The sequence below is a fragment of the Polynucleobacter sp. MWH-UH19D genome, from assembly GCF_040409795.1.
Lineage (GTDB): Bacteria > Pseudomonadota > Gammaproteobacteria > Burkholderiales > Burkholderiaceae > Polynucleobacter.
Window position 1 is genome coordinate 555916 of the sequence record NZ_CP099571.1, and the last position, 17806, is coordinate 573721.

Consider the following 17806-nt stretch of genomic DNA (forward strand, 5'->3'; position numbering starts at 1 on the left):
CCGTAACAGTATTTAGAGTTTTTATTGAGAATTACTTCTTAGCGCAAGGGAAGCGCATAGACAAGAAGCTCAGGAATGTGCCAGCGGCTGGATCGTTAGCCAGCGTTGGGGCGGTTTGTGTAATGAACTGAACGTAATCGGCAATCACTTCATCGCGCTTAGGTGCTGGTTGCTTTACGCAAATACTAGACTTCGCACGTTGTGGGTGACGAGTGGCCAAGTAAGTGTCATAAATCGCAGTTGTATAGCCGATGCAATAACTGCGTGATTCTGGGCTAGCCGGTAACTTACAGTGGTTAACTAATTCTTGGGCGCTCAACACAGGGATCTTTTGATCCGCATTCGCATGGACAGTAAAAAAAGCGGCAAAAACAACTGTGAATGACGCTAGGGTAAGGGAGAGTTTTTTCATGGGTTTTCCTCTGTAAAGTGTGGTTAAAATCTTATCACGAGTAGGGTTGAGCACTGCAGCAAACTCGCTTAATCATTCATTACATCTATCAGAGGTAGTATGAAATCATCTACAAAACAATTAGCCCCGCGCTTGTTAGCTTCATTGCTTTCTATGGCGGTAATGGCGCCAATGTCGCCTAGTTATGTATTTGCGCAACCAGCTAGTAGTCAAAGTAATGCGCCGCTCTCGCAACAACAATTAAGTGCCTTAGTAGCGCCAATTGCTTTATATCCAGATCCTTTGGTGTCGCAAATACTGATGGCATCGACTTATCCATTAGAGGTGGGTGAAGCGGCGACTTGGCAAAAACAAAATTCTCGTTTGACAGGATCTGCGTTAGACAATGCATTGCAATCACAATCTTGGGATCCTAGTGTTAAATCGTTGGTGAGCTTCCCGCAAGCTTTGCAGATGATGGGTTCAGATTTAAGTTGGACACAAAAGTTGGGCGATGCTGTTCTAGCACAACAGTCTGATGTTATGGCTGCTATTCAAGCGATGCGTGCTAAGGCTAAGCAAGCTGGTAATCTCAGTTCTACATCGCAACAAACGGTTAGCACTTCTGGTCAAACAATCATTATTCAGCCAGCTAATCCACAAGTGGTTTATGTGCCGACTTATAACCCATCCGTAGTTTATGGTCCTTGGCCATATCCTGCTTATCCACCACCACCTCCATACTATCCGCCTGGATATGTTGCAGGTACGGCTTTACTTTCCTTTGGTGTAGGTATGGCAGTTGGTGCGGCACTCTTTGGTGGTATGCACTGGGGCGGAGGCTGGGGCGGCGGCGGTTCCATTACTGTTAACAACAACACCTTTAATAATTTCAACAAAACGACTGCAAATGCAAATTTCCGTTCAGGATCATTTGCTTCTGGCGATAAATGGCAATTCAATCCTCAGCATCGTGGCAATGTGCCTTACTCAAACTCTGCTTTGCAAAACAAGTATGGCAAGTTAAGTGGTCAAGGATCTGATCAAATGCGCGACCAAGAGCGTCAACAGTTGCGCCAGAATCTTGATAAAAATGGCTTAAGTGGAGAACGCAGTGGTGCAGGGGGTCGTGAGCCAAATCGCGAATCTACAAGATCTAGCGGTAGTCGCAACGAGAGAGAAGCTCCGCGTGAAAATACCCGCGAGCCAGAGCGTGAGCCTGAAAGAATGGGTGGCGAACGCATGGGTGGTGAGCGTATGGGCGGCTTTAGAAGATAAAGCTCGATAAGAGGCTGCAGCCTTCAGTTAAAACCTTCACCAGAAATGGTGGAGGTTTTTTATTGCTTAGTGAGTTTGAGTCCCAATAGATCTGCTGATTGCATGAAAGATAAACGTCCCAAAAAAGATTAAGCCTAGTGCCCAGTGAGTGAGCTCACTAAGTTCATGAACTTCTTCTGGACCATAGTAGAGAAGCATCGCTGTGATCGTCAGAATGAGCAAAATGGCTAATTGCAAAATTCCGCTGATCAGATTTTTCTTGGATTTAAGACCAGCTTTGATATGAAAGGGCAGTATCGTCCCAAAAGCGATCAAAGCAATTGCTGCGGAAACACCATGGATGATCAGAACTGTGTGATCACCAAGTAAAGTGCGGGAGATATGAAACTCATGCCCTAGTAGGAAAGCGATACCTGATAGAGAGCAAATGCCCAGTGCAGAGATCGTAAACCATCGTTGCCAGTTTGGCATCTTACCTAAGCCGTGTTTTTTCATTGGGCGAGACAAATAGCGTGAGCTGCATACTTTTTAAAAACAGGGTAAGTGCTATCTTTGCTAATAGCCAAGACTTTTGTCAGTGCATCTGCATAAATGCACTCGGGCGCAATAACCGAATACGATTCGGTAAATTCAATTTGATTCATTGTTTTGGGATTAACAATGTGTCCTTGCTTAGGCTTGGACTGATCACAATAGCCAAGAGAGCTAGTCGCAATCGCACCATTTTCAAGAGAGCCTAATGACATTAGCTCGCTTGAATTTCCGGGGTTTCGAATTTGAATGCTCTGGGAAACATCTCCAAAAACCCGCAAATCACCACCTGCGTTTACAGAACCGGAAGTAGCGCCACATTGTTTAAGGGCCTCAACCGCTTTATCGACAGCAAATCCTTTTGCAATACCTCCTAGATCCAGGGTAAGCGGAACTTTAGAGTAGACGGTATTCGGTTTAGTGAGCATTAGATTCATGATGCTGCTCAGGGATGTATGAAGATCATTGGAGTGTCTTGGCAACAAACCTGAATCCACTAATTTCCCGCCAACAGCACAATCAAATAATCCATTTGTGATTTCGCAGAGCTCTTTAGCGATCTCAAGCACTTGAAAAGTCCATGCATGAATTTGGATGAGTTCTATGTGGGCGTGTGCATTCACTCGAGATAGCTCGCTATTAGGGTTGTGAAATCCCATCAAGTCTTGAACAAGTTCAATGGTCGCAAATGCATGGTCGATAGCGATCTCCTGATTTGCGGAGATCTCAACATAAGTTCCCAGAAGTGGTTTGCACCGAATCATTTGGATTTGGGTTTTAAGGCTAAGTCGTACATCACCATGAGTCTCTTCACTCCATCTGTGAGATGTTTGCACGAGAGGGTTGCACCAGATATATTCTGGATATCCTTTTTAAGCTTTAGCGGATCCTCTGCAGTTTTGCCAACAAACTGCTTACGCCAACTCTCTTCAGCTACTTCATAACCGTAAGACTCCACGTATTCCATGATTTCAATGCCTTGCACTGTTCCGTTTGGTGCAATACCAATGGCATAGGTAATCATTTCATGCTTGCCAACCACTTCATCCACAATAAAAAAACTACCATCGGCCGCTTTCCAGGTCTTATCCCCTTTAAATGGATGGCTAACGCTAGATGCCGACTGCATTTTGTCTTGAATATCCTCGGTCAATACCACGGGATATTTAGTAAATTGCTTATTCGCAAAGATGAGCTTCTGTGCTTGTTCTGCTGAAACATAAATTTTTGCTTGGGCATAGATCGGTGCACCCATTAAGGTAATGCCAGCAATTGCTATCAGTGGATTAGGGTTCCATTTCATCATAATCAATCTGTTTATTTAGTTTGCCAACAACTCAGTTGCTTCATGGCATAGAGTTTGAATTTCGGTATTACTATTCTTTGAGTTGGCCAGCGTCTCAAACATCATCAATGCTCTTTCTCTTGCTTTTGGGCATTTTGTGTTTTGGAATTGAATCAAGTGAGTTACTGCACCAACCAGTAAATTTTGTATTTCCATCTTTATTACCCCAGTAGTGAATTCTTAGAATTTGGCCAATGGAAAGCCAACTTTCACGATGAATTCATTTAATCCATGTGAGTCCCACACGCGGGCGTTTGAACATTCTGCCGTTCCTGTCCCCATGCATGTTCCGCCTTTGAGTTGATAGCGCCAAGCAGCGGTGAACCACCAATCTTTTGATGCATAGTGCATATTTGGCCCTACAAAAGTCGCTTTCTGAGTTTGGTTTTGCAAGTTGTAACTTGAATAGTCATTATGAAAACGCGCTTCTACACCTCCAAACCACTTTGGTGCGAATCGATAACTAGCACCCACCAAGAAATCCAGCATCGATTCAGGAACATTGCCATTACCAACAAACTTCAATTGTTCATTCGCCACCACAATATTGGCTGCAGTGACCAACTTGTCATCAATAAAATTAGATTGAAGCAAGAGTCTTGCCTCTAGTTCATTCTTATTTTTTCCAATCGTAGGTTCTAAATACAAGCCAACCCCAACTGGAGATATCACGGGATTAGTAATTCTATAAATGGCCTCAAGAGATCCGCCCTCAATGCCACCTTTTCGATAGGGGGCAGCAGGATTCCAAGTTTCTACCGGTACGGGTTGCCCGCCTGTACAGGTGGATCCATTTTCACAATTAATGTAATTCTGGTTTGCGTTGACGTAATAGGCATTCAGGTACCCAGCGATCTGAAAGTCATTGGTTAAGCCATATTCAAGTTCTGATCTAGAGATCCAGGAGTTATAAGATCCGGACGCTTGCTGTTTAGTCAGCTGCAGCCTTTGCTCAAACTCAAGCTCACCTTTTGGTTGGAGATCAAGCGTGTAAATCCAGCCAAAAGCGCCTTCGCCTGCTTGGGCAAGTGAAAAATGCAGGGCAACTACCAAAAATAAGGAAAAAGCAATTAGCTTATTTAAGCTAAATTTTGAGGTTTTCATGAAACTTGTCTTGTACTTGCAATATTGATAATGAGAATCGTTATCAATATTATACCACAAATGAGAATCATTCCCATTTGTTTATATCTGAATTCGTTTTCATATAAGTAGGGCTTGGGCACTCCATGATGAGCGCTTTAGGGAGAAGGTTTATAAGAATGTCGTGCTGGTATATTTCCGTATGATTTAGGTCATACACCTTTTGACTTATGTGACCAATAATATGAATGTTAAAGATAGTAGGAGCTTGATATGAAATGCAATGTTGGTGGCATCGATCGTGTTTTGCGTGTTGCCGTTGGTTTATTGCTGATTGCTTTGGCAGCTAGCAGCGTGATTGGTATATGGGGCTGGATCGGAATTGTTCCAGCAGTCACAGGTTTATTTAGATTCTGCCCTTTGTATCCAGTTTTGGGTATCAATTCATGCAGCACGGCTTCTGGCTGCGGTGATGGCGGCTGTTGTAAATAATTATTTATTGGAGCACTTACATGCCAAAAGATTACAAACAAATTACACGTGATATTTCTGCTTCCTTAGCTAAGTTAAGAGCTGAGGCGCCAGAGGTGATGAAGGGATTTAATGATCTTGCATTTGCAGCAACTAAAGATGGGGCTCTAGATAAAAAGACGAAGGAGCTGATTGCTTTGGCATTGGGTGTTGCTGCGAGATGTGATGGATGTCTTGGATTTCATACTCAAGCATTGGTAAAGCTTGGGGCTAGTAAGGAAGAGGTAGTTGAGACATTAGGCATGGCAACGTACATGGGCGGTGGTCCGTCGCTGATGTATGCGGCTGATGCGATGAGTGCATTTGAGCAAGCACAAGGTGGTCATCAATGAATATGACCCACTACATGGAGTTGTTAGCTGTTAATCAGCCTTGGAACTTAATAATCTTTATGGCAATACCAGTCGTGTTGGCAGAAACTCTAGCGATTACTGAGCTGTACTTATTATTTACTCGAAAGTTTCATGGGGCGATTTACTATCTCAATCGCTTTGCAGGGATAGCGGTGGGCATCTACTTCATTGGCATCATTTATTACGTGATCAGTAATGCCATTATTCCCATCACCAAGGCGGGTGAATGGCGTACTGTGATTGATATCCTAGCTGTTGGTAGTTATGTAATTGCAGGCTTACCTTTAGTGTGGATTGCTTTACAAGAGCTCGGCTTGGTAAACAAAGCGCTAGATCAAATGAAGAAGCTCAAGATTCATGCAATTTGTGTTGCGCTATTTTTGGTATTTGGTCATATCGCAATGATTGCTGGCATGCTGGACCCAAGTCTACTTGGCTACCAAAATCCTCATCAGATGCTGGGTCATGATTCGGTAGCGCCCGCTGGAGGGATGCGGATGGATGAAGAAAAAATGCCTATGGATAAGCCAACACATATGCATTAAATGATGCGTATCAGGCATGGGATAAGGAAAAACGATAAAAATATTTAAACCGAGGAAATTAGGTATAGAATTCGCCTCATGTTGTTGCGTCGTAAAACATTCCTTCTATTCTTATGCCTTTTTCTCATCGCGTTTAAGGTAGCGGCTTCTAGCATTTTTGTGCAAGCAGCCATTGAGCGCGCAGAACTGGCTGGTGATTACAGTAGCATTGTCGCGATGCAACTCAGTCCAGATACTGGCGATTCAGCTGATGACAATGGCAAGGTGCATAACATGTACCTCATGAGCCATGTGACAGCTAACATTTCTACTAATGAAATTGCAATTTATCCGTCGCAAATCAGTTCTACTCAATATTTTGTTTCAGGCAAGGTTCTCTTCACTCAAAATTTCCCTGACGCAGAATTCAAACCTCCCAAGCAACTACCTAATTTCATTTAGGCGGCTGGACTCGAACTGAGTCTGCTTTGTTGTTGTGCCACATTGTTGTGGCTTGGTATTGGGAAATAAATCCATGTTTAAATTTGCAAAAATATTGCCATTGGCATTTTTCGTTTTATTGCTATCCGCATGTAGTAGTGTGCAGCTAGATGATGCAAACTCGGTAGCTACAGTAAATGCAGGCGGCTCATCGGGCTATGACCCGATTAATGATCCAAAATCGAGTGTTTATGGAAAGCGTTCGATCTATTTTGAATTTGATAGTTATACGATCGATCCTAAATATGCTTCGATTATTTCAGCGCATGCAGGATATCTAAAGGCGTTTCAAAAACAGAAGGCCGCGGTCATTATTCAAGGCAATACAGACGATAGGGGCACTGCAGAGTACAACTTAGCACTAGGACAACGTCGTTCGGAGGCAGTGAAAAGAGCGCTCATGAATCAAGGTGTCAGTGAGTCTCAGTTAGAGGCTGTCAGTTTTGGTAAAGAAAAGCCTGCAAATCCTGCGCAAACTGAAGCTGCGTTTAAAGAAAATCGGCGTGCCGATTTCGTTTATCAATAAAAGCGCGGAGATAGCAAATGAAAAAGTTATACATACTCAGTTGTGTAGGCGCATTACTGCTCAATGCTTGCGCGAATAATCCAGTGGTTAAACACTCGGCTCAAGTTTCTATTTCGCCGACACCTATTCATTCTGAATCGGTAGCGAAGCGTCTTAACGATTGCATTATTCGCAGCAATCAAAGTGCGGATGCCTTGTTGGTGGATAGTCAAGTGATTGCCGTTACTAGAAACAATCCTCATGCAAAAAGTTTACTAAGCTCGCCTGAGAAGTTAACCGATCAGCAAGCTCGGGCATTAACAAACTACTTAGCGGAGGCAAACGTCTGTAGACCCATTGTGCTTGAGGGGGTTAATCCAGAAATGACTGCCGTCTACCAGGATTTCTTTAAGCGCATTGATGCTGTCTATGCGGATCTCATTGCACGAAAAATCACGATTGGTGTCGCCAATCAAGAGCGACAGTTGTTATTACAAGATGCGCATTTAAAGCGTTTGGCTATTCAAGCAAAAAATAAATGAGGGAGAGGGGCAATGCCTAAGTACAAATTTGCTTGTCGCTCTTGTAAATTTGAGTGTGTGAGTAGTATTGGTAAAGAGGTGGGTCCGTATTCATCTATGGTAGCAATGGTTTGTAAAAACTGTTCCACTATTGATGAGTACACAGTGGCCCACCCTGGAAGTATTAATACTGAAATCAGTAAAACACCTATTTGCAAGCATTGCTCTTCAACCGCCCACTTAATGGAGTGGGATGGCTTGACCTGCCCCCATTGCAACCAAAATATGCGTGCGCTAGGGGGTGATATGAATTCGGAGAAACCATTTAAGTATTGGTAGCGGTATGATTGGTTTTTATGACCAAGGCAAATACCCAATCCCAGCAGTCAGTCGCCCAAAACGAACTTCAGGGTGATGATCGAACAGAGTTTTTGTCTGATGAAGTATCGACCTCTAAGGATTCCAGTCGCACCAAGAGGGCGCCAAGCAAGCGAGAAATCATGGAGCAATTGTCCCGCGAGCGTTTTCCTTGGGATGAATGAGTCCAGCCTTTAGTCGGATTAGATTCAGTCTATAATTTCGACCAAAATTCACTTTGCTCAATATATCGAAATGCCCATGAAACTCACACATAAACCTACACTTCCATTCATGAAGAATATCGTTGCTTTGTCTGCATTGGTATTTGCTCTTGGAGCAAATGCGCAAACTGTTAATCCAATGCCAAAAGTTAGTAATGATTGGCGCTTTTCTGCAACGATTAACGTATGGGCTCCACAAAGTTGGACGACCACTACTGTAGGCTCCTTATCAAAAGCTTCAACATCTTCTATTAGTGACAATATTAATAGCGCAGGTGGAATGGCTATGTTGACTGGTGAGGCCCACAAAGGCAATTGGGGCATGATGGCCGATTTGATTTATTGGCAAATGTTAGGTAGCGGCAGCAAGACACGTTACATTCCTAGCAAAGACGATGCCAGTATTTATGCGGGCGTTAATGGCAAAGTGACCCAAACAATCTTGACGCTAGCTGGTACATACACAGCCCATAACTCAAACAGTTTGTATTTGGATGGCTTAGCCGGTGTTCGTTACATCTCTTCAACAACCACATTAGATGCAACTGCAAAGTTAGCGCTTGATGGCACGACTGTTGCCACATCTTCAAGATATCCATCTTCCACTAACCAAACTACAGATCCCGTAGTTGGCTTTAAGGGGCGCGCGAGAATTTCTGATACATCTTGGTTCGTACCTTTTTATGCGGATATTGGTAAAGGCCCAGGATCTAATAATGGAACTTGGCAGACCCTTGTTGGTGTGGGTAATGCCTACTCTTGGGGTGATGTGACATTGTCTTATCGCGCCATGGGCTTTCATATGAATGACAATCGTGGAAGGACCAACTATACAAATGCCGGTCCACAGCTTTCAGCAACGATCAATTTCTGAGAATAGAACCCTATAAACAACACTCTATTTAGGGTTGAAATTGGATAAAAGCTGCAAAAAAGTTAGTTATTGCTAATTTTGCAGCTCTTCTGCTTTTTGAGAGGCGGAAATGAGGCTAGAATTGAGTCCCTTGGCCAAGGCAAGCCTTGTTCAAGAAATAGGGAATTGTTTCATTAGAGACTGTAGAGACTGAAGGTTATCAAGATATGCTTTTCAAGAAATCTCAATCGATCAAATTTTTGCAACCGACAATGGAGTCTTTTGAGACTATTGTTGGCCCAGCTACTGAAGTGCATGGAAGATTAGTTGCCAATGAAAGTCTGCGCATTGACGGCAGTGTCATCGGAAATATTGAGGCACGTCAGGGCAAGAACGTCAGCATTGCATTGGGACGTACGGGCGTAGTGCAGGGTGACATTTATGCCTTTCGAGTTTTAGTTGCTGGTCGCGTAGAAGGTAATATTTATGCAATTGAGCGTGTAGAGTTGCATGAAGGTGCTGAGGTTCGTGGTGATATTACTTATGGTCAACTTGGCATTGAGCATGGCGCTAAACTGAATGGATTGATGATCTCCAGAAATGGTGAAGAGCCAGAGGGTATGGTTGATTCATCTGCAGTGTTTCAAGCAAATTGGAGCAAGATCAAAAGTCGCTAAGATCAGTCTTTGTTAGGTTTCAGAGTTTTAGCTTACAAATAAGAATATATGGCTTTATTTAATTTAGGATCAGCCACTCCTCAGCATATGGCGCAAGCAATCTTTGATGAGGCGGTTTTCAAGTTCTACCGGCTGCGTCATCAGTATGAAGATTTTCAAAGTTTTTGGCATGCAAAAACGACCGGTGCTAATGGTGCAGAGGTTCGACTAGTCGATACTCTATTGGCCAATGCAAGCAAATATCCCAAAGATGAGGCGTTAAGAGCGCAACTATCTGAAGCCTGTCTAGAAATCGAGAAGTATTGGAATAAAAAATTTGGCAGTAGCCCTGAGTCGCTTTCTATTTTCGGCAGCATCTATTCTCAAGCTGAAGATGCCTTGGTAAAGCATCAAGCTCAGGCTGAAGATGCAAAGCAGCCTGAAGCTCAGATCAATACTGGCACTAGGGTTGAATCTTGCATGCGTAATCTCTATAAATATGAGATTCAAATTCAAGCAATCAAGCCGGTGAGCTTTGATGCCCAAACAAAAATCCACTTTTATTTAGATGGCTTAAATGAGACGCTGAGCTCTAGTTATAAATACAGTGGAAGCGTACTAAAGGTTTTAGAGCAAGATTCTTATATTCAAAATGAGGATGTCACCTGGGGTCGGTGGACATTGTTTAGAGACTCCACTGGCTACTCAGATGTTTGGATTGTCAGAATTCAGAATGGCAGAGCGGAGGTATTTAGCGCAGTAGCAAAGCTAAACCAAGATACTTATGAGCTTGATGAGTCAATCAGGGGTATTCATTTTGATACCGAGATATTTAAAGCGATTGATAAAACACAGGTAACCGCGTTTGATAATTCAGAATTTAATTTAAGTCCCCCAACTTATTTCCAGATGTTGGCGATGCTCAATGCCACGGGGGAGAAAGTCTTTGAAGGCCGCTAAGAATTTAGCAACCATCAAAGTCTTTATATTCGGATATTTTTAGACTTCTATTCAGTATTACTCGTTGTTTGAGTAATCAGAGCTTGATCCATAAGATGGAGTCGATGAATAAGAAGAGTGGCTAGACTCAATCACACGGAGTTCGCCGCTCAACTTTGCGCCTTTTTCAACACTCATTTCAGCGTATTGAGTTAATCCAGTAATTTTTGCGCTAGATTTAATATTGAGATGGTTCGTAACATGTAAGCCCTGGGTTACTTCACCACGAATTTCCACAACTTCGGCATTAATTCTGCCGTTCACAATGCCAGTGGCATCTACCAACACTTCTTTAGTATTGAGCTCGCCTTCAACCAGACCTGCCACTACTGCCATTTCTGGAACTTCAAAGGTGCCTTTAACAACGACGCCTTCACCTACAAAAAGTGAGCCTTTTGGATTGTTGTCCATGTTTATTTTCCTAATATGTTGGTTTTGATCAAATCATATCGCATTAAAGTGCGACCCTATTGATATTTTCGAAAGAATTAATGCACAAATATAGTGCATTAATTGTCGGTGTTTTGTGGTTTGGTTTTGGTTGGGGTTGGCGTAGCTAGCTCGGAAAACTGATCTTTTAGTTTGCTAAGAGAGCTGATTTTTGACTCTATAAGGGGTAATTGGCGCTGGAGGGTTTGCAATTTCTCGCGATAAGTGGCTTCAATTTCGTCTAATTCCTTGCGGGTAATGACGCCTCCCATCTCTTTGGTCATCTCAGGGCTAAACCGAATCGCCACCCTAAAGCCTAAAAAATGGATGCCAATGCCGATGAGAATAAAGACGCTAAAAGACAAAATAGCTAGCTTAATCATGGTTCTACCCGTGATTTTGATTTGCTTCATGGTTGAAGTTGATCCTGAGATCCAAATCAGCTGCATCTGATTTTGTCCTTATTGCTTGTTTATATTGCGGTAGACGCAATTTTGGCCATCTTTAGGCTAAAAGTAAAGTTTGGACACTATTTTGGGCGCTATTTTAGTTAATTAGCGCTTATTTGATGTTAATATTCCGCAAAATATCAATATTAATAAATATTAATTAAAACAAGACACTAAAGAGACAAAGTAGCCCACATAATGTTTGCCAACTCGCTATTTAAAGATTAGATCAGGTTATGTCGCAATCTCGCCTGCCTGAAATTATTGGCTCTGCGCTAAAAGCTGCTAGAGAAAAGCGAGGCATGGAGCGCGGCGAATTGGCAACGCAATGTTGTCTCTCGAGCAAAATGATTTTGGAGTTGGAAGAGGGTGGCAATAGCTCTTTCTACAATTTTCAACTTAAATTGTCTTCAGCAAAACGAGTGGGAACCTATTTAGGTTTGTCGCAGGCGGACTATCTTGAGCAACCGGTAGAAGTGGCTCCACAAATTCAGCAAGTTACTTCACCCGAAGTGGAAAGTTCGCCAGAAACGCTAGATGCAAATTCTTCCCAAGAAAATATTTCGGCTAAAGAAGATAGCAAGGAAGAAAGAAAAGAAGAAAGAAAAGAAGATAAAAAGCCCGCTGAAGTAAGCGCACCTAAGCCAGTTGTGGATGAGGGCGAGCAGTTAGATGATTTGATTTATCAAAGTACCCATTCAGGAACATCATTGCCCTATGTAGCGATGCGCTCTGCACCACTGAAAAAATTTGGTCTTGCATTGGGTTTGTTGGTAGTGCTTGGCGCACTCTATGGTGTGGAAAACCAATTTCATGTATCGAGCTCAGTAGTTGCATATATAGATAGCTTTAAGACTAAGAAGGCAGAGCAAGAAACTCCTAGCGAGAGCGCAACTCAAGAGCCCCAGCAAGCAGCCGTTGAAGAAAGTGCTCCTGAAAAAACTCAAGCAAAGCCAGAGCCAGTTGTTGCTGTGGCTGGAGCTGCAACAACACAGACTCAGTGTCCGCCAGTGCGTGATGATCAAGTTCCTATTTATAAATCACCCAATCCATCTAAGTTAGGTGATGCAGTCAATATTAAAACCTTGGTAAAACAATCGATTTGTGTTGCTGATGGTCAGGGTAGACAAACCTTGGTTGATTTAGAGCCTAATACTGCTCATTCCTTTAGAGGAGTGTCACCTTTTGTGGTCTCAGCACAAGATTTGGATAATGTGGAAATGTATTACCAAGGTTGGAGGGTGAGACCCGCCAATGCAGGCGTTAAGCAAATCAAATTAGTTGAAGTTGCAATGCAGTGATGTAATTTTTCTGAAAGTATTTCGGAGGTAGTGCGATGTTTGAATTCTCAAAAAAAGGCCCGATGGCCGATACGCAGTTAACTTATCAAACTACCGTTGGTACGGGATCATCTGTTACTGGGAACTTTACGCATCGAGGCAATATGTTGTTGTCCGGGCATCTAGTTGGTGACATTCATCAAGACGATACTGCGCCAGACGCTGCGAATGGTTTTACTGCTGTGATTGGTAAAACGGGTTTCTTAGAGGGTGATATACATAGCGCCCATGCCATCATCATTGGTCGTATTAATGGTTCCGTACTGGCAAAAGGCAGGGTTGAAGTTTATCCAGGTGCGGTGGTTTGCGGCGATATCACCTATTCACAAATTAACGTGCATCCTGATGCTAAGGTAAATGGCAATCTCAAATGTTTACTACCAGATACTTTGAATGCCTCAGCAACCGAGTCTGATGATTTAGCTAGTAATGTTGTCTTGATGACAAAGGCTGAAGGCGCTTAAGTTTGGAAGCATTGAGATGACGCAGATCCCCGAGAATCAGATTCACCATCTCAAAGAGTCGCTAGAAGAGAACTCATTCAAAAAGAAAGTTCCTTGGATTCTACTAATGGGTTTTTTGTTGCTGGTGGCTGCGGGCGGATTAACCTACACCTACCACTATCGAGATCTTCCTAAGTGTCAAGATGAAGCGGTGCAAATACTGCTCAATCAAAACATCAGAAGTAATGAAACCTTGATTCAGAACTCCAGAACCTTAGCTTTTGAGGGTATTAAGGAAATTGCCCATGACAATGCTCAGCGCTCATGTAGAGCAAATTTGATTACCAGCCAGGGCAATTATTCTGTTGCCTACCTAGTGCAGAACGACTTAATCGAGAAAAATTGGTTAAGTAAGTTTTTAGGTAAGGTTGAGTACTCTATTGCAGTAGAAAAAATAGAGCGTACTCAGCAATAAATCGTGCGGAAAAAACTACAGCAAGAATTTGCCAATAATGTAGAGCATCATGGTTGATACCACTACGTAAATCGCAGCCTTGCCTAATGCTCTTTCAACACCTTTTTGTACGATCTTGTTTTGAATATTTTCATCAGCAACGATATTTTTGATATTCCAAAGATCTTTTCTGATGGTATTTAAGCTCTCCTCAGATTTGCGTTCTCTGGCCTGAATCAATTCGCTCATTTCAGCCAAGCGAGAGTTAATCGCTTTGAGTTCTGCAATTGCGTCGTCTAGATTGCCCATGTGTACTCCAAATCGGGGGTGAGGCTATATATTGTCATTCTTGTTGTTAGTGAGGTTTTGAGAGTTACAGGAATTATGGCAAATTTCAGAAGCTCACCCTACATTTTTTATTAATTTGGCAAAAACGTTACAAATGAGCCAACTTTTAGTTTGGAATTGGGCGGTATTCAATTAATTTGCTTTATAGTGGTGTTAAACAAAATCATGCCTAATTACAGGGCGTGAATACCCAATAAATCTAACTACAGCATGGATGTCAAAAGCCGATGATAGTGGCTCAAGTTAAAGCTTTAGCTAAATTCCTTTTGAAGGGGATTGCCCTGTTATTGGCTTTGCTGATTTTGCTCTATGCCGGATTTAAACTTTGGGAATATCAAACGATTGAGAGTAAGCGAGCAGAAAATGTTGCTCAGCAAAAGCGACTAAAAAATCAGTTTGAAGATCTCGCTAGGGATCAAGCCTCTTATATTCCCTTGATGGTTGGTACTTCCTCATTAGATTATGTGCAACGCGGTAATGGGGAATTCATTTTTTCTTATTTGCTGGGCTCTAACTACAAGCTGTATCAAGAGCTCATGGAAGATAGCGGTCAAATCATTTATGTGGGTAAGCAAATCCTCGGCTCTGGTTGCAAAAAGCAAGGGTGCGGTGATGGAGAGGCCGCGTTTGTGATTGATCCCGAAAGCAGTAAGTATTACGCTGCCATTAGCCAAGACGGCAAGGTCGAGTATTACGGCATCGAAGATGGTGCGCCAGCCCCAGTAGCGTTTCAAAAATGGCATGGTAGCCAGGTTTCAGAGGGGGCGAAATAATGCTGCTCACAAAACCTGCATTCTTAAATCAATATTGTTTGGGTGTGCTATTGGCGCTATTTGTCGCTCATGGGGCGTCCGCTAAATCGGATCATAACGAACCCACTCCAGCAAAAGCGGGCGCACAAAAAGGCGCTCATAAATTGAGTAATGATAAAGACATTGTGTTGCGAAAGAATGCGCAATCTACCTTATATCTTTTATCTGGCTGGGGTAAGGCTGAGGGGCCATTTGTTTGGTACACGGTTTCGGCGCATTTTAACGCTGAGCAACTATCGCCAAACGGAAAGCCATTCAACCTATTTAGCTTGAGTGGTGCTCTAGATTGCAAGGAGAATCATTTCTTCTTCTATCGCACCTCCTATATGTACTTTGATGCTAAGACTAAATCTTTGAATGAGGTCTTTTTCAAAAAAGCCAAATCTGATGTGATTCCGATTAGTCCTGACACCATAGAGTCAAGCGTTAAAGCCATCATTTGCAACGAATGATGGCTGTCTGATTGGTGTGCAGTGTTAAAGCAATTTCAGAATCTTTTTGAGCAGTTACAAAAGCTTGCTCAACAATCCGCGCAAGATGGTATTGCTCTAGAGGTAGATCAAAATCGACAATTAACTCCGTTGCAGCGACATATTTTGCGAGAGCTCTTGGAAGACCAGCCGTCGCAATCCCAAATAGCGCGCGATGAGTTAACAGGCTTGCTGGTTCGCTCGAGCTTGCTGGAGCGATTGGAGCAAGCCTTGGCTAGCCAAAATGGTCGAGATTCAATTTTGGCAGTGTGTTTTATTGATCTGGATGGATTTAAACAAATTAATGATCAGCACGGACATGCCATTGGTGATCAGGCATTAAGTCTAGTAGGTCAGTGCTTACAAAACTCCATTCGCTCAGATGATTTGTTGTGTCGCTGGGGAGGTGATGAGTTTGTAGTGGTTTTGCAAAACATCGATCGCGAAAAATCCGTTGAGCATTTGGCTGATCGTTTGCTGAGCGCGATTTCTCAGCCACTCAGATTAAGTGCAGATGAGCCACTCACTTTATTTTTGGGCGCTAGTATTGGCGTATCAGTGATTAAGCCTGCTATCTCTTTGGGTAAGGTAAGTGCACTTGCATTGATTGAAAATGCAGATCAGGCAATGTACAAAGCGAAAAGAGCCGGTAAAAATCGGATTGAGATTGCGATCTAGTTGCAATCTGCATAATCCAATCTAAGCAAGGCGTGATTGGCAGAGCGATTGGCGGGGTGGGCAGAAGAATGATGAAAGCTACTGTTTGCGCAGATGAACTGGTGGAATGCGCAAGATATCTCGGTACTTAGCTACCGTTCGGCGCGCAATGATATAGCCTTGCTCACTTAATAGTTGCGCAATCTGGGTATCTGAGATGGGCTTGCTGGCAGATTCTTCCTCGACAATTTTTTTAATTAATGCCTGTATTGCTGTCGATGAAATGCCACCGCCTTTTTCTGTGCTCACTTGACTGCTGAAAAAGTATTTGAATTCAAAAATTCCTAAAGGGCAGGCCAAATACTTTTGGGTGGTCACCCGTGAAATAGTCGATTCATGCATTTCTAACTCTTCGGCAATTTCACGTAGAACAAGTGGTTTCATACCGATTGCACCCATTGAGAAAAATTGCTGCTGTCTCTCTACAATCGCTTGCGCCACTCTTTGAATTGTTTCTTCGCGTTGCGCAATATTTTTTACTAACCAACTGGCTTCGAGCATCTTTTGTTTGAGAGCGCCATCAATTTTCTTTTGACCATTCTCTTTCAAAATTCTGGCGTACTCGTTATTTAAAGTGAGGCGAGGTTTTGCATTCGGATTTGATTCCACAACCCAACGCTTGTTTTTCAGTTTGACCACAACGTCGGGCAAAATCCATTGATCGTTCTCACGCTCAAATTGAGAGCCTGGGTTGTGTTGCAATGTTCGAATGAGTTCGACGGCTTTGAGTACCTCTGCTTCTGATTTACCGCTCGCCTGCTTGATTTTTTGCCAGTCCTTAGAGCCCACCTTTGATAAATGGGTCGTCACAATTTCTTTTGCCAACTCCCATGGGGCGCAATCGACTTTGGCAGTTTCTAGAATGCGATCAATTTGCAGAGAAAGGCATTCTGCAAGATCGCGTGCACCGATTCCGGGTGGATCGAGTGTTTGCAGTTTGGCTAGCGCTTTTTCAATGTGCTGTAGCGAGGTTTTTTCAGCCAATTGGCTTGCAAGATCGGTATGAATGGCCTCAAGGTCTTCAGGTAGGTAGCCGCGATCATCAAGACAACCAGCCATGTACGCAATTAAGGATTGCTCTTCAGGATTGATATTGAGAAGATGAATTTGTTCATCCAAATACTCTAGTAGGGTTTGCTTATGCGCAACCCGCTCATAGCGCTCGCCCCAATCTTCATCGTCATCCTGGGAAGCTTGGCTAGGCCCCCAAGACTGTTGAATCACCTCAACCCGCTCATTCGATTGAGAGAGGTTGGATTCAATTTCGGGGTTAGGCTCAAATTCTAGAAGTGGGTTTTCTTCAGCCGCTTTAGCCAGTTCCTGTTCCAGCTCAGAGTTAGAGAGCTGCAAAAGCTTGATGGATTGCTGTAATTGCGGGGTAAGGCTAACCGTCTGGCTGACTCGGGTATTGAGTGAGATAGCCATAACTTATAGAGCGCTCAAGAGGGTGAGGAAAAAGCAGTAGTTCACAGAATGAGTGTAATTGCCAAAGTACTGTAAAAACCCCTAAGTGGGAACGGCAAAACAAGGCGCTGGATCGCAACAATGTTGCCGTAGTCTTTGTCGTCGTAACTTTTAGGTTTGGGTATCTCCATGTTTTTCTTGTTTTATTGAAAAGAGAAGTATTCATCATATAAATAAAATCTATATAAATCAATGATATAGATAAATATTGATGCCAAATTCCCCTTG

Annotated in this window: 27 protein-coding genes; 17 read left to right on the forward strand and 10 right to left on the reverse strand. The window is 43.0% G+C overall.

All coding sequences use genetic code 11. From position 1 onward, the window contains the following. Positions 1-31: 31 nt before the first annotated feature. Positions 32-412, reverse strand: coding sequence for a Rap1a/Tai family immunity protein (locus tag NHB34_RS02810; protein WP_353428091.1), 381 nt, complete (start codon positions 410-412; stop codon positions 32-34). Between the two features lie 99 nt (positions 413-511). Here NHB34_RS02810 and NHB34_RS02815 point away from each other — a divergent pair, with 99 nt between their 5' ends. Next, positions 512-1669: a DUF3300 domain-containing protein gene (locus NHB34_RS02815; protein WP_353428092.1), complete on the forward strand. Its 1158-nt coding sequence runs from the start codon at positions 512-514 to the stop codon at positions 1667-1669. Between the two features lie 66 nt (positions 1670-1735). On the opposite strand, the gene NHB34_RS02820 is transcribed toward NHB34_RS02815, so the two are convergent. From NHB34_RS02820 to NHB34_RS02840, 5 genes are read right to left on the reverse strand one after another with little or no spacing between them, the layout of a single operon-like run. Further along, positions 1736-2164: a hypothetical protein gene (locus tag NHB34_RS02820; protein WP_353428093.1), complete on the reverse strand. Its 429-nt coding sequence runs from the start codon at positions 2162-2164 to the stop codon at positions 1736-1738. Beyond that, positions 2161-2964 carry an FAD:protein FMN transferase gene (locus tag NHB34_RS02825; protein WP_353428094.1) on the reverse strand — a complete coding sequence of 268 codons (804 nt, stop codon included), beginning with the start codon at positions 2962-2964 and terminating at the stop codon, positions 2161-2163. Before NHB34_RS02825 ends, NHB34_RS02820 begins: the two co-directional genes overlap by 4 nt. Beyond that, positions 2961-3506 carry an FMN-binding protein gene (locus tag NHB34_RS02830; RefSeq protein WP_353428095.1) on the reverse strand — a complete coding sequence of 182 codons (546 nt, stop codon included), beginning with the start codon at positions 3504-3506 and terminating at the stop codon, positions 2961-2963. The genes NHB34_RS02825 and NHB34_RS02830 overlap by 4 nt, the downstream gene beginning before the upstream one ends. Positions 3507-3521: 15 nt before the next feature. Next, entirely contained in the window at positions 3522-3701 is a 180-nt protein-coding gene (locus NHB34_RS02835) for a hypothetical protein (RefSeq protein ID WP_353428097.1), read from the reverse strand. A gap of 24 nt (positions 3702-3725) precedes the next feature. Then, positions 3726-4649, reverse strand: coding sequence for a DUF6662 family protein (locus NHB34_RS02840; RefSeq protein ID WP_353428098.1), 924 nt, complete (start codon positions 4647-4649; stop codon positions 3726-3728). A 252-nt stretch (positions 4650-4901) separates the two neighbouring features. Between NHB34_RS02840 and NHB34_RS02845 the strand changes: the two genes are divergently transcribed. The 10 genes from NHB34_RS02845 (at position 4902) to NHB34_RS02890 (ending at position 10613) form a co-directional block, all read left to right on the forward strand. Beyond that, a complete protein-coding gene (locus NHB34_RS02845; RefSeq protein WP_353428099.1) occupies positions 4902-5120 on the forward strand; it encodes a DUF2892 domain-containing protein in 219 nt (72 codons plus the stop codon). A gap of 20 nt (positions 5121-5140) precedes the next feature. After that, the gene (locus tag NHB34_RS02850; protein WP_353428100.1) at positions 5141-5491 is read left to right on the forward strand and encodes a carboxymuconolactone decarboxylase family protein; all 351 of its coding nucleotides are present in this window, start codon (positions 5141-5143) and stop codon (positions 5489-5491) included. Continuing rightward, positions 5488-6057 carry a DUF6803 family protein gene (locus tag NHB34_RS02855; protein WP_353428101.1) on the forward strand — a complete coding sequence of 190 codons (570 nt, stop codon included), beginning with the start codon at positions 5488-5490 and terminating at the stop codon, positions 6055-6057. Before NHB34_RS02850 ends, NHB34_RS02855 begins: the two co-directional genes overlap by 4 nt. 78 nt (positions 6058-6135) lie before the next feature. Further along, complete coding sequence (locus tag NHB34_RS02860; RefSeq protein WP_353428103.1) at positions 6136-6498, forward strand: hypothetical protein; 363 nt, start codon at positions 6136-6138, stop codon at positions 6496-6498. Between the two features lie 73 nt (positions 6499-6571). Continuing rightward, a complete protein-coding gene (gene pal / locus NHB34_RS02865; RefSeq protein WP_353428104.1) occupies positions 6572-7063 on the forward strand; it encodes a peptidoglycan-associated lipoprotein Pal in 492 nt (163 codons plus the stop codon). Positions 7064-7080: 17 nt separating this feature from the next. Next, the gene (locus NHB34_RS02870) at positions 7081-7584 is read left to right on the forward strand and encodes a hypothetical protein (RefSeq protein ID WP_353428105.1); all 504 of its coding nucleotides are present in this window, start codon (positions 7081-7083) and stop codon (positions 7582-7584) included. Positions 7585-7919: 335 nt separating this feature from the next. Beyond that, a complete protein-coding gene (locus NHB34_RS02875; RefSeq protein ID WP_353428106.1) occupies positions 7920-8105 on the forward strand; it encodes a hypothetical protein in 186 nt (61 codons plus the stop codon). A gap of 76 nt (positions 8106-8181) precedes the next feature. Beyond that, on the forward strand, positions 8182-9018 hold the full coding sequence (locus tag NHB34_RS02880; protein WP_353428107.1) for a hypothetical protein: 837 nt from the start codon (positions 8182-8184) through the stop codon (positions 9016-9018). Between the two features lie 206 nt (positions 9019-9224). Beyond that, positions 9225-9674, forward strand: coding sequence for a polymer-forming cytoskeletal protein (locus tag NHB34_RS02885; protein WP_353428108.1), 450 nt, complete (start codon positions 9225-9227; stop codon positions 9672-9674). A gap of 48 nt (positions 9675-9722) precedes the next feature. Then, positions 9723-10613: a hypothetical protein gene (locus tag NHB34_RS02890; protein ID WP_353428109.1), complete on the forward strand. Its 891-nt coding sequence runs from the start codon at positions 9723-9725 to the stop codon at positions 10611-10613. Positions 10614-10670: 57 nt separating this feature from the next. Here NHB34_RS02890 and NHB34_RS02895 read toward each other — a convergent pair whose 3' ends face one another. Beyond that, complete coding sequence (locus tag NHB34_RS02895; RefSeq protein ID WP_353428110.1) at positions 10671-11063, reverse strand: polymer-forming cytoskeletal protein; 393 nt, start codon at positions 11061-11063, stop codon at positions 10671-10673. Between the two features lie 98 nt (positions 11064-11161). Next, on the reverse strand, positions 11162-11494 hold the full coding sequence (locus NHB34_RS02900) for a hypothetical protein (RefSeq protein ID WP_353428111.1): 333 nt from the start codon (positions 11492-11494) through the stop codon (positions 11162-11164). A 272-nt stretch (positions 11495-11766) separates the two neighbouring features. Here NHB34_RS02900 and NHB34_RS02905 point away from each other — a divergent pair, with 272 nt between their 5' ends. The 3 genes from NHB34_RS02905 to NHB34_RS02915 are packed head-to-tail and all read left to right on the forward strand — an operon-like array spanning position 11767 to position 13788. After that, positions 11767-12831 (forward strand): helix-turn-helix domain-containing protein, encoded by a 1065-nt coding sequence (locus NHB34_RS02905; protein WP_353428112.1) that lies wholly within the window; start codon positions 11767-11769, stop codon positions 12829-12831. 35 nt (positions 12832-12866) lie between these two features. Beyond that, complete coding sequence (locus NHB34_RS02910) at positions 12867-13334, forward strand: polymer-forming cytoskeletal protein (protein WP_353428113.1); 468 nt, start codon at positions 12867-12869, stop codon at positions 13332-13334. A 16-nt stretch (positions 13335-13350) separates the two neighbouring features. Continuing rightward, the gene (locus NHB34_RS02915) at positions 13351-13788 is read left to right on the forward strand and encodes a hypothetical protein (RefSeq protein WP_353428114.1); all 438 of its coding nucleotides are present in this window, start codon (positions 13351-13353) and stop codon (positions 13786-13788) included. Between the two features lie 15 nt (positions 13789-13803). On the opposite strand, the gene NHB34_RS02920 is transcribed toward NHB34_RS02915, so the two are convergent. After that, complete coding sequence (locus tag NHB34_RS02920; RefSeq protein ID WP_353428115.1) at positions 13804-14076, reverse strand: hypothetical protein; 273 nt, start codon at positions 14074-14076, stop codon at positions 13804-13806. Between the two features lie 272 nt (positions 14077-14348). On the opposite strand from NHB34_RS02920, the gene NHB34_RS02925 reads away from it, so the two are divergent. The 3 genes from NHB34_RS02925 to NHB34_RS02935 are packed head-to-tail and all read left to right on the forward strand — an operon-like array spanning position 14349 to position 16075. Continuing rightward, positions 14349-14888 (forward strand): hypothetical protein, encoded by a 540-nt coding sequence (locus NHB34_RS02925; RefSeq protein WP_353428116.1) that lies wholly within the window; start codon positions 14349-14351, stop codon positions 14886-14888. After that, the gene (locus NHB34_RS02930; RefSeq protein ID WP_353428117.1) at positions 14888-15379 is read left to right on the forward strand and encodes a hypothetical protein; all 492 of its coding nucleotides are present in this window, start codon (positions 14888-14890) and stop codon (positions 15377-15379) included. Before NHB34_RS02925 ends, NHB34_RS02930 begins: the two co-directional genes overlap by 1 nt. A 21-nt stretch (positions 15380-15400) precedes the next feature. Further along, the gene (locus NHB34_RS02935; protein WP_353428118.1) at positions 15401-16075 is read left to right on the forward strand and encodes a diguanylate cyclase; all 675 of its coding nucleotides are present in this window, start codon (positions 15401-15403) and stop codon (positions 16073-16075) included. A gap of 78 nt (positions 16076-16153) precedes the next feature. Here the strand turns inward: NHB34_RS02935 and rpoN are convergent, their stop codons facing one another. Then, positions 16154-17539 (reverse strand): RNA polymerase factor sigma-54, encoded by a 1386-nt coding sequence (gene rpoN, locus NHB34_RS02940; protein ID WP_353428119.1) that lies wholly within the window; start codon positions 17537-17539, stop codon positions 16154-16156. Positions 17540-17806: the final 267 nt, after the last annotated feature.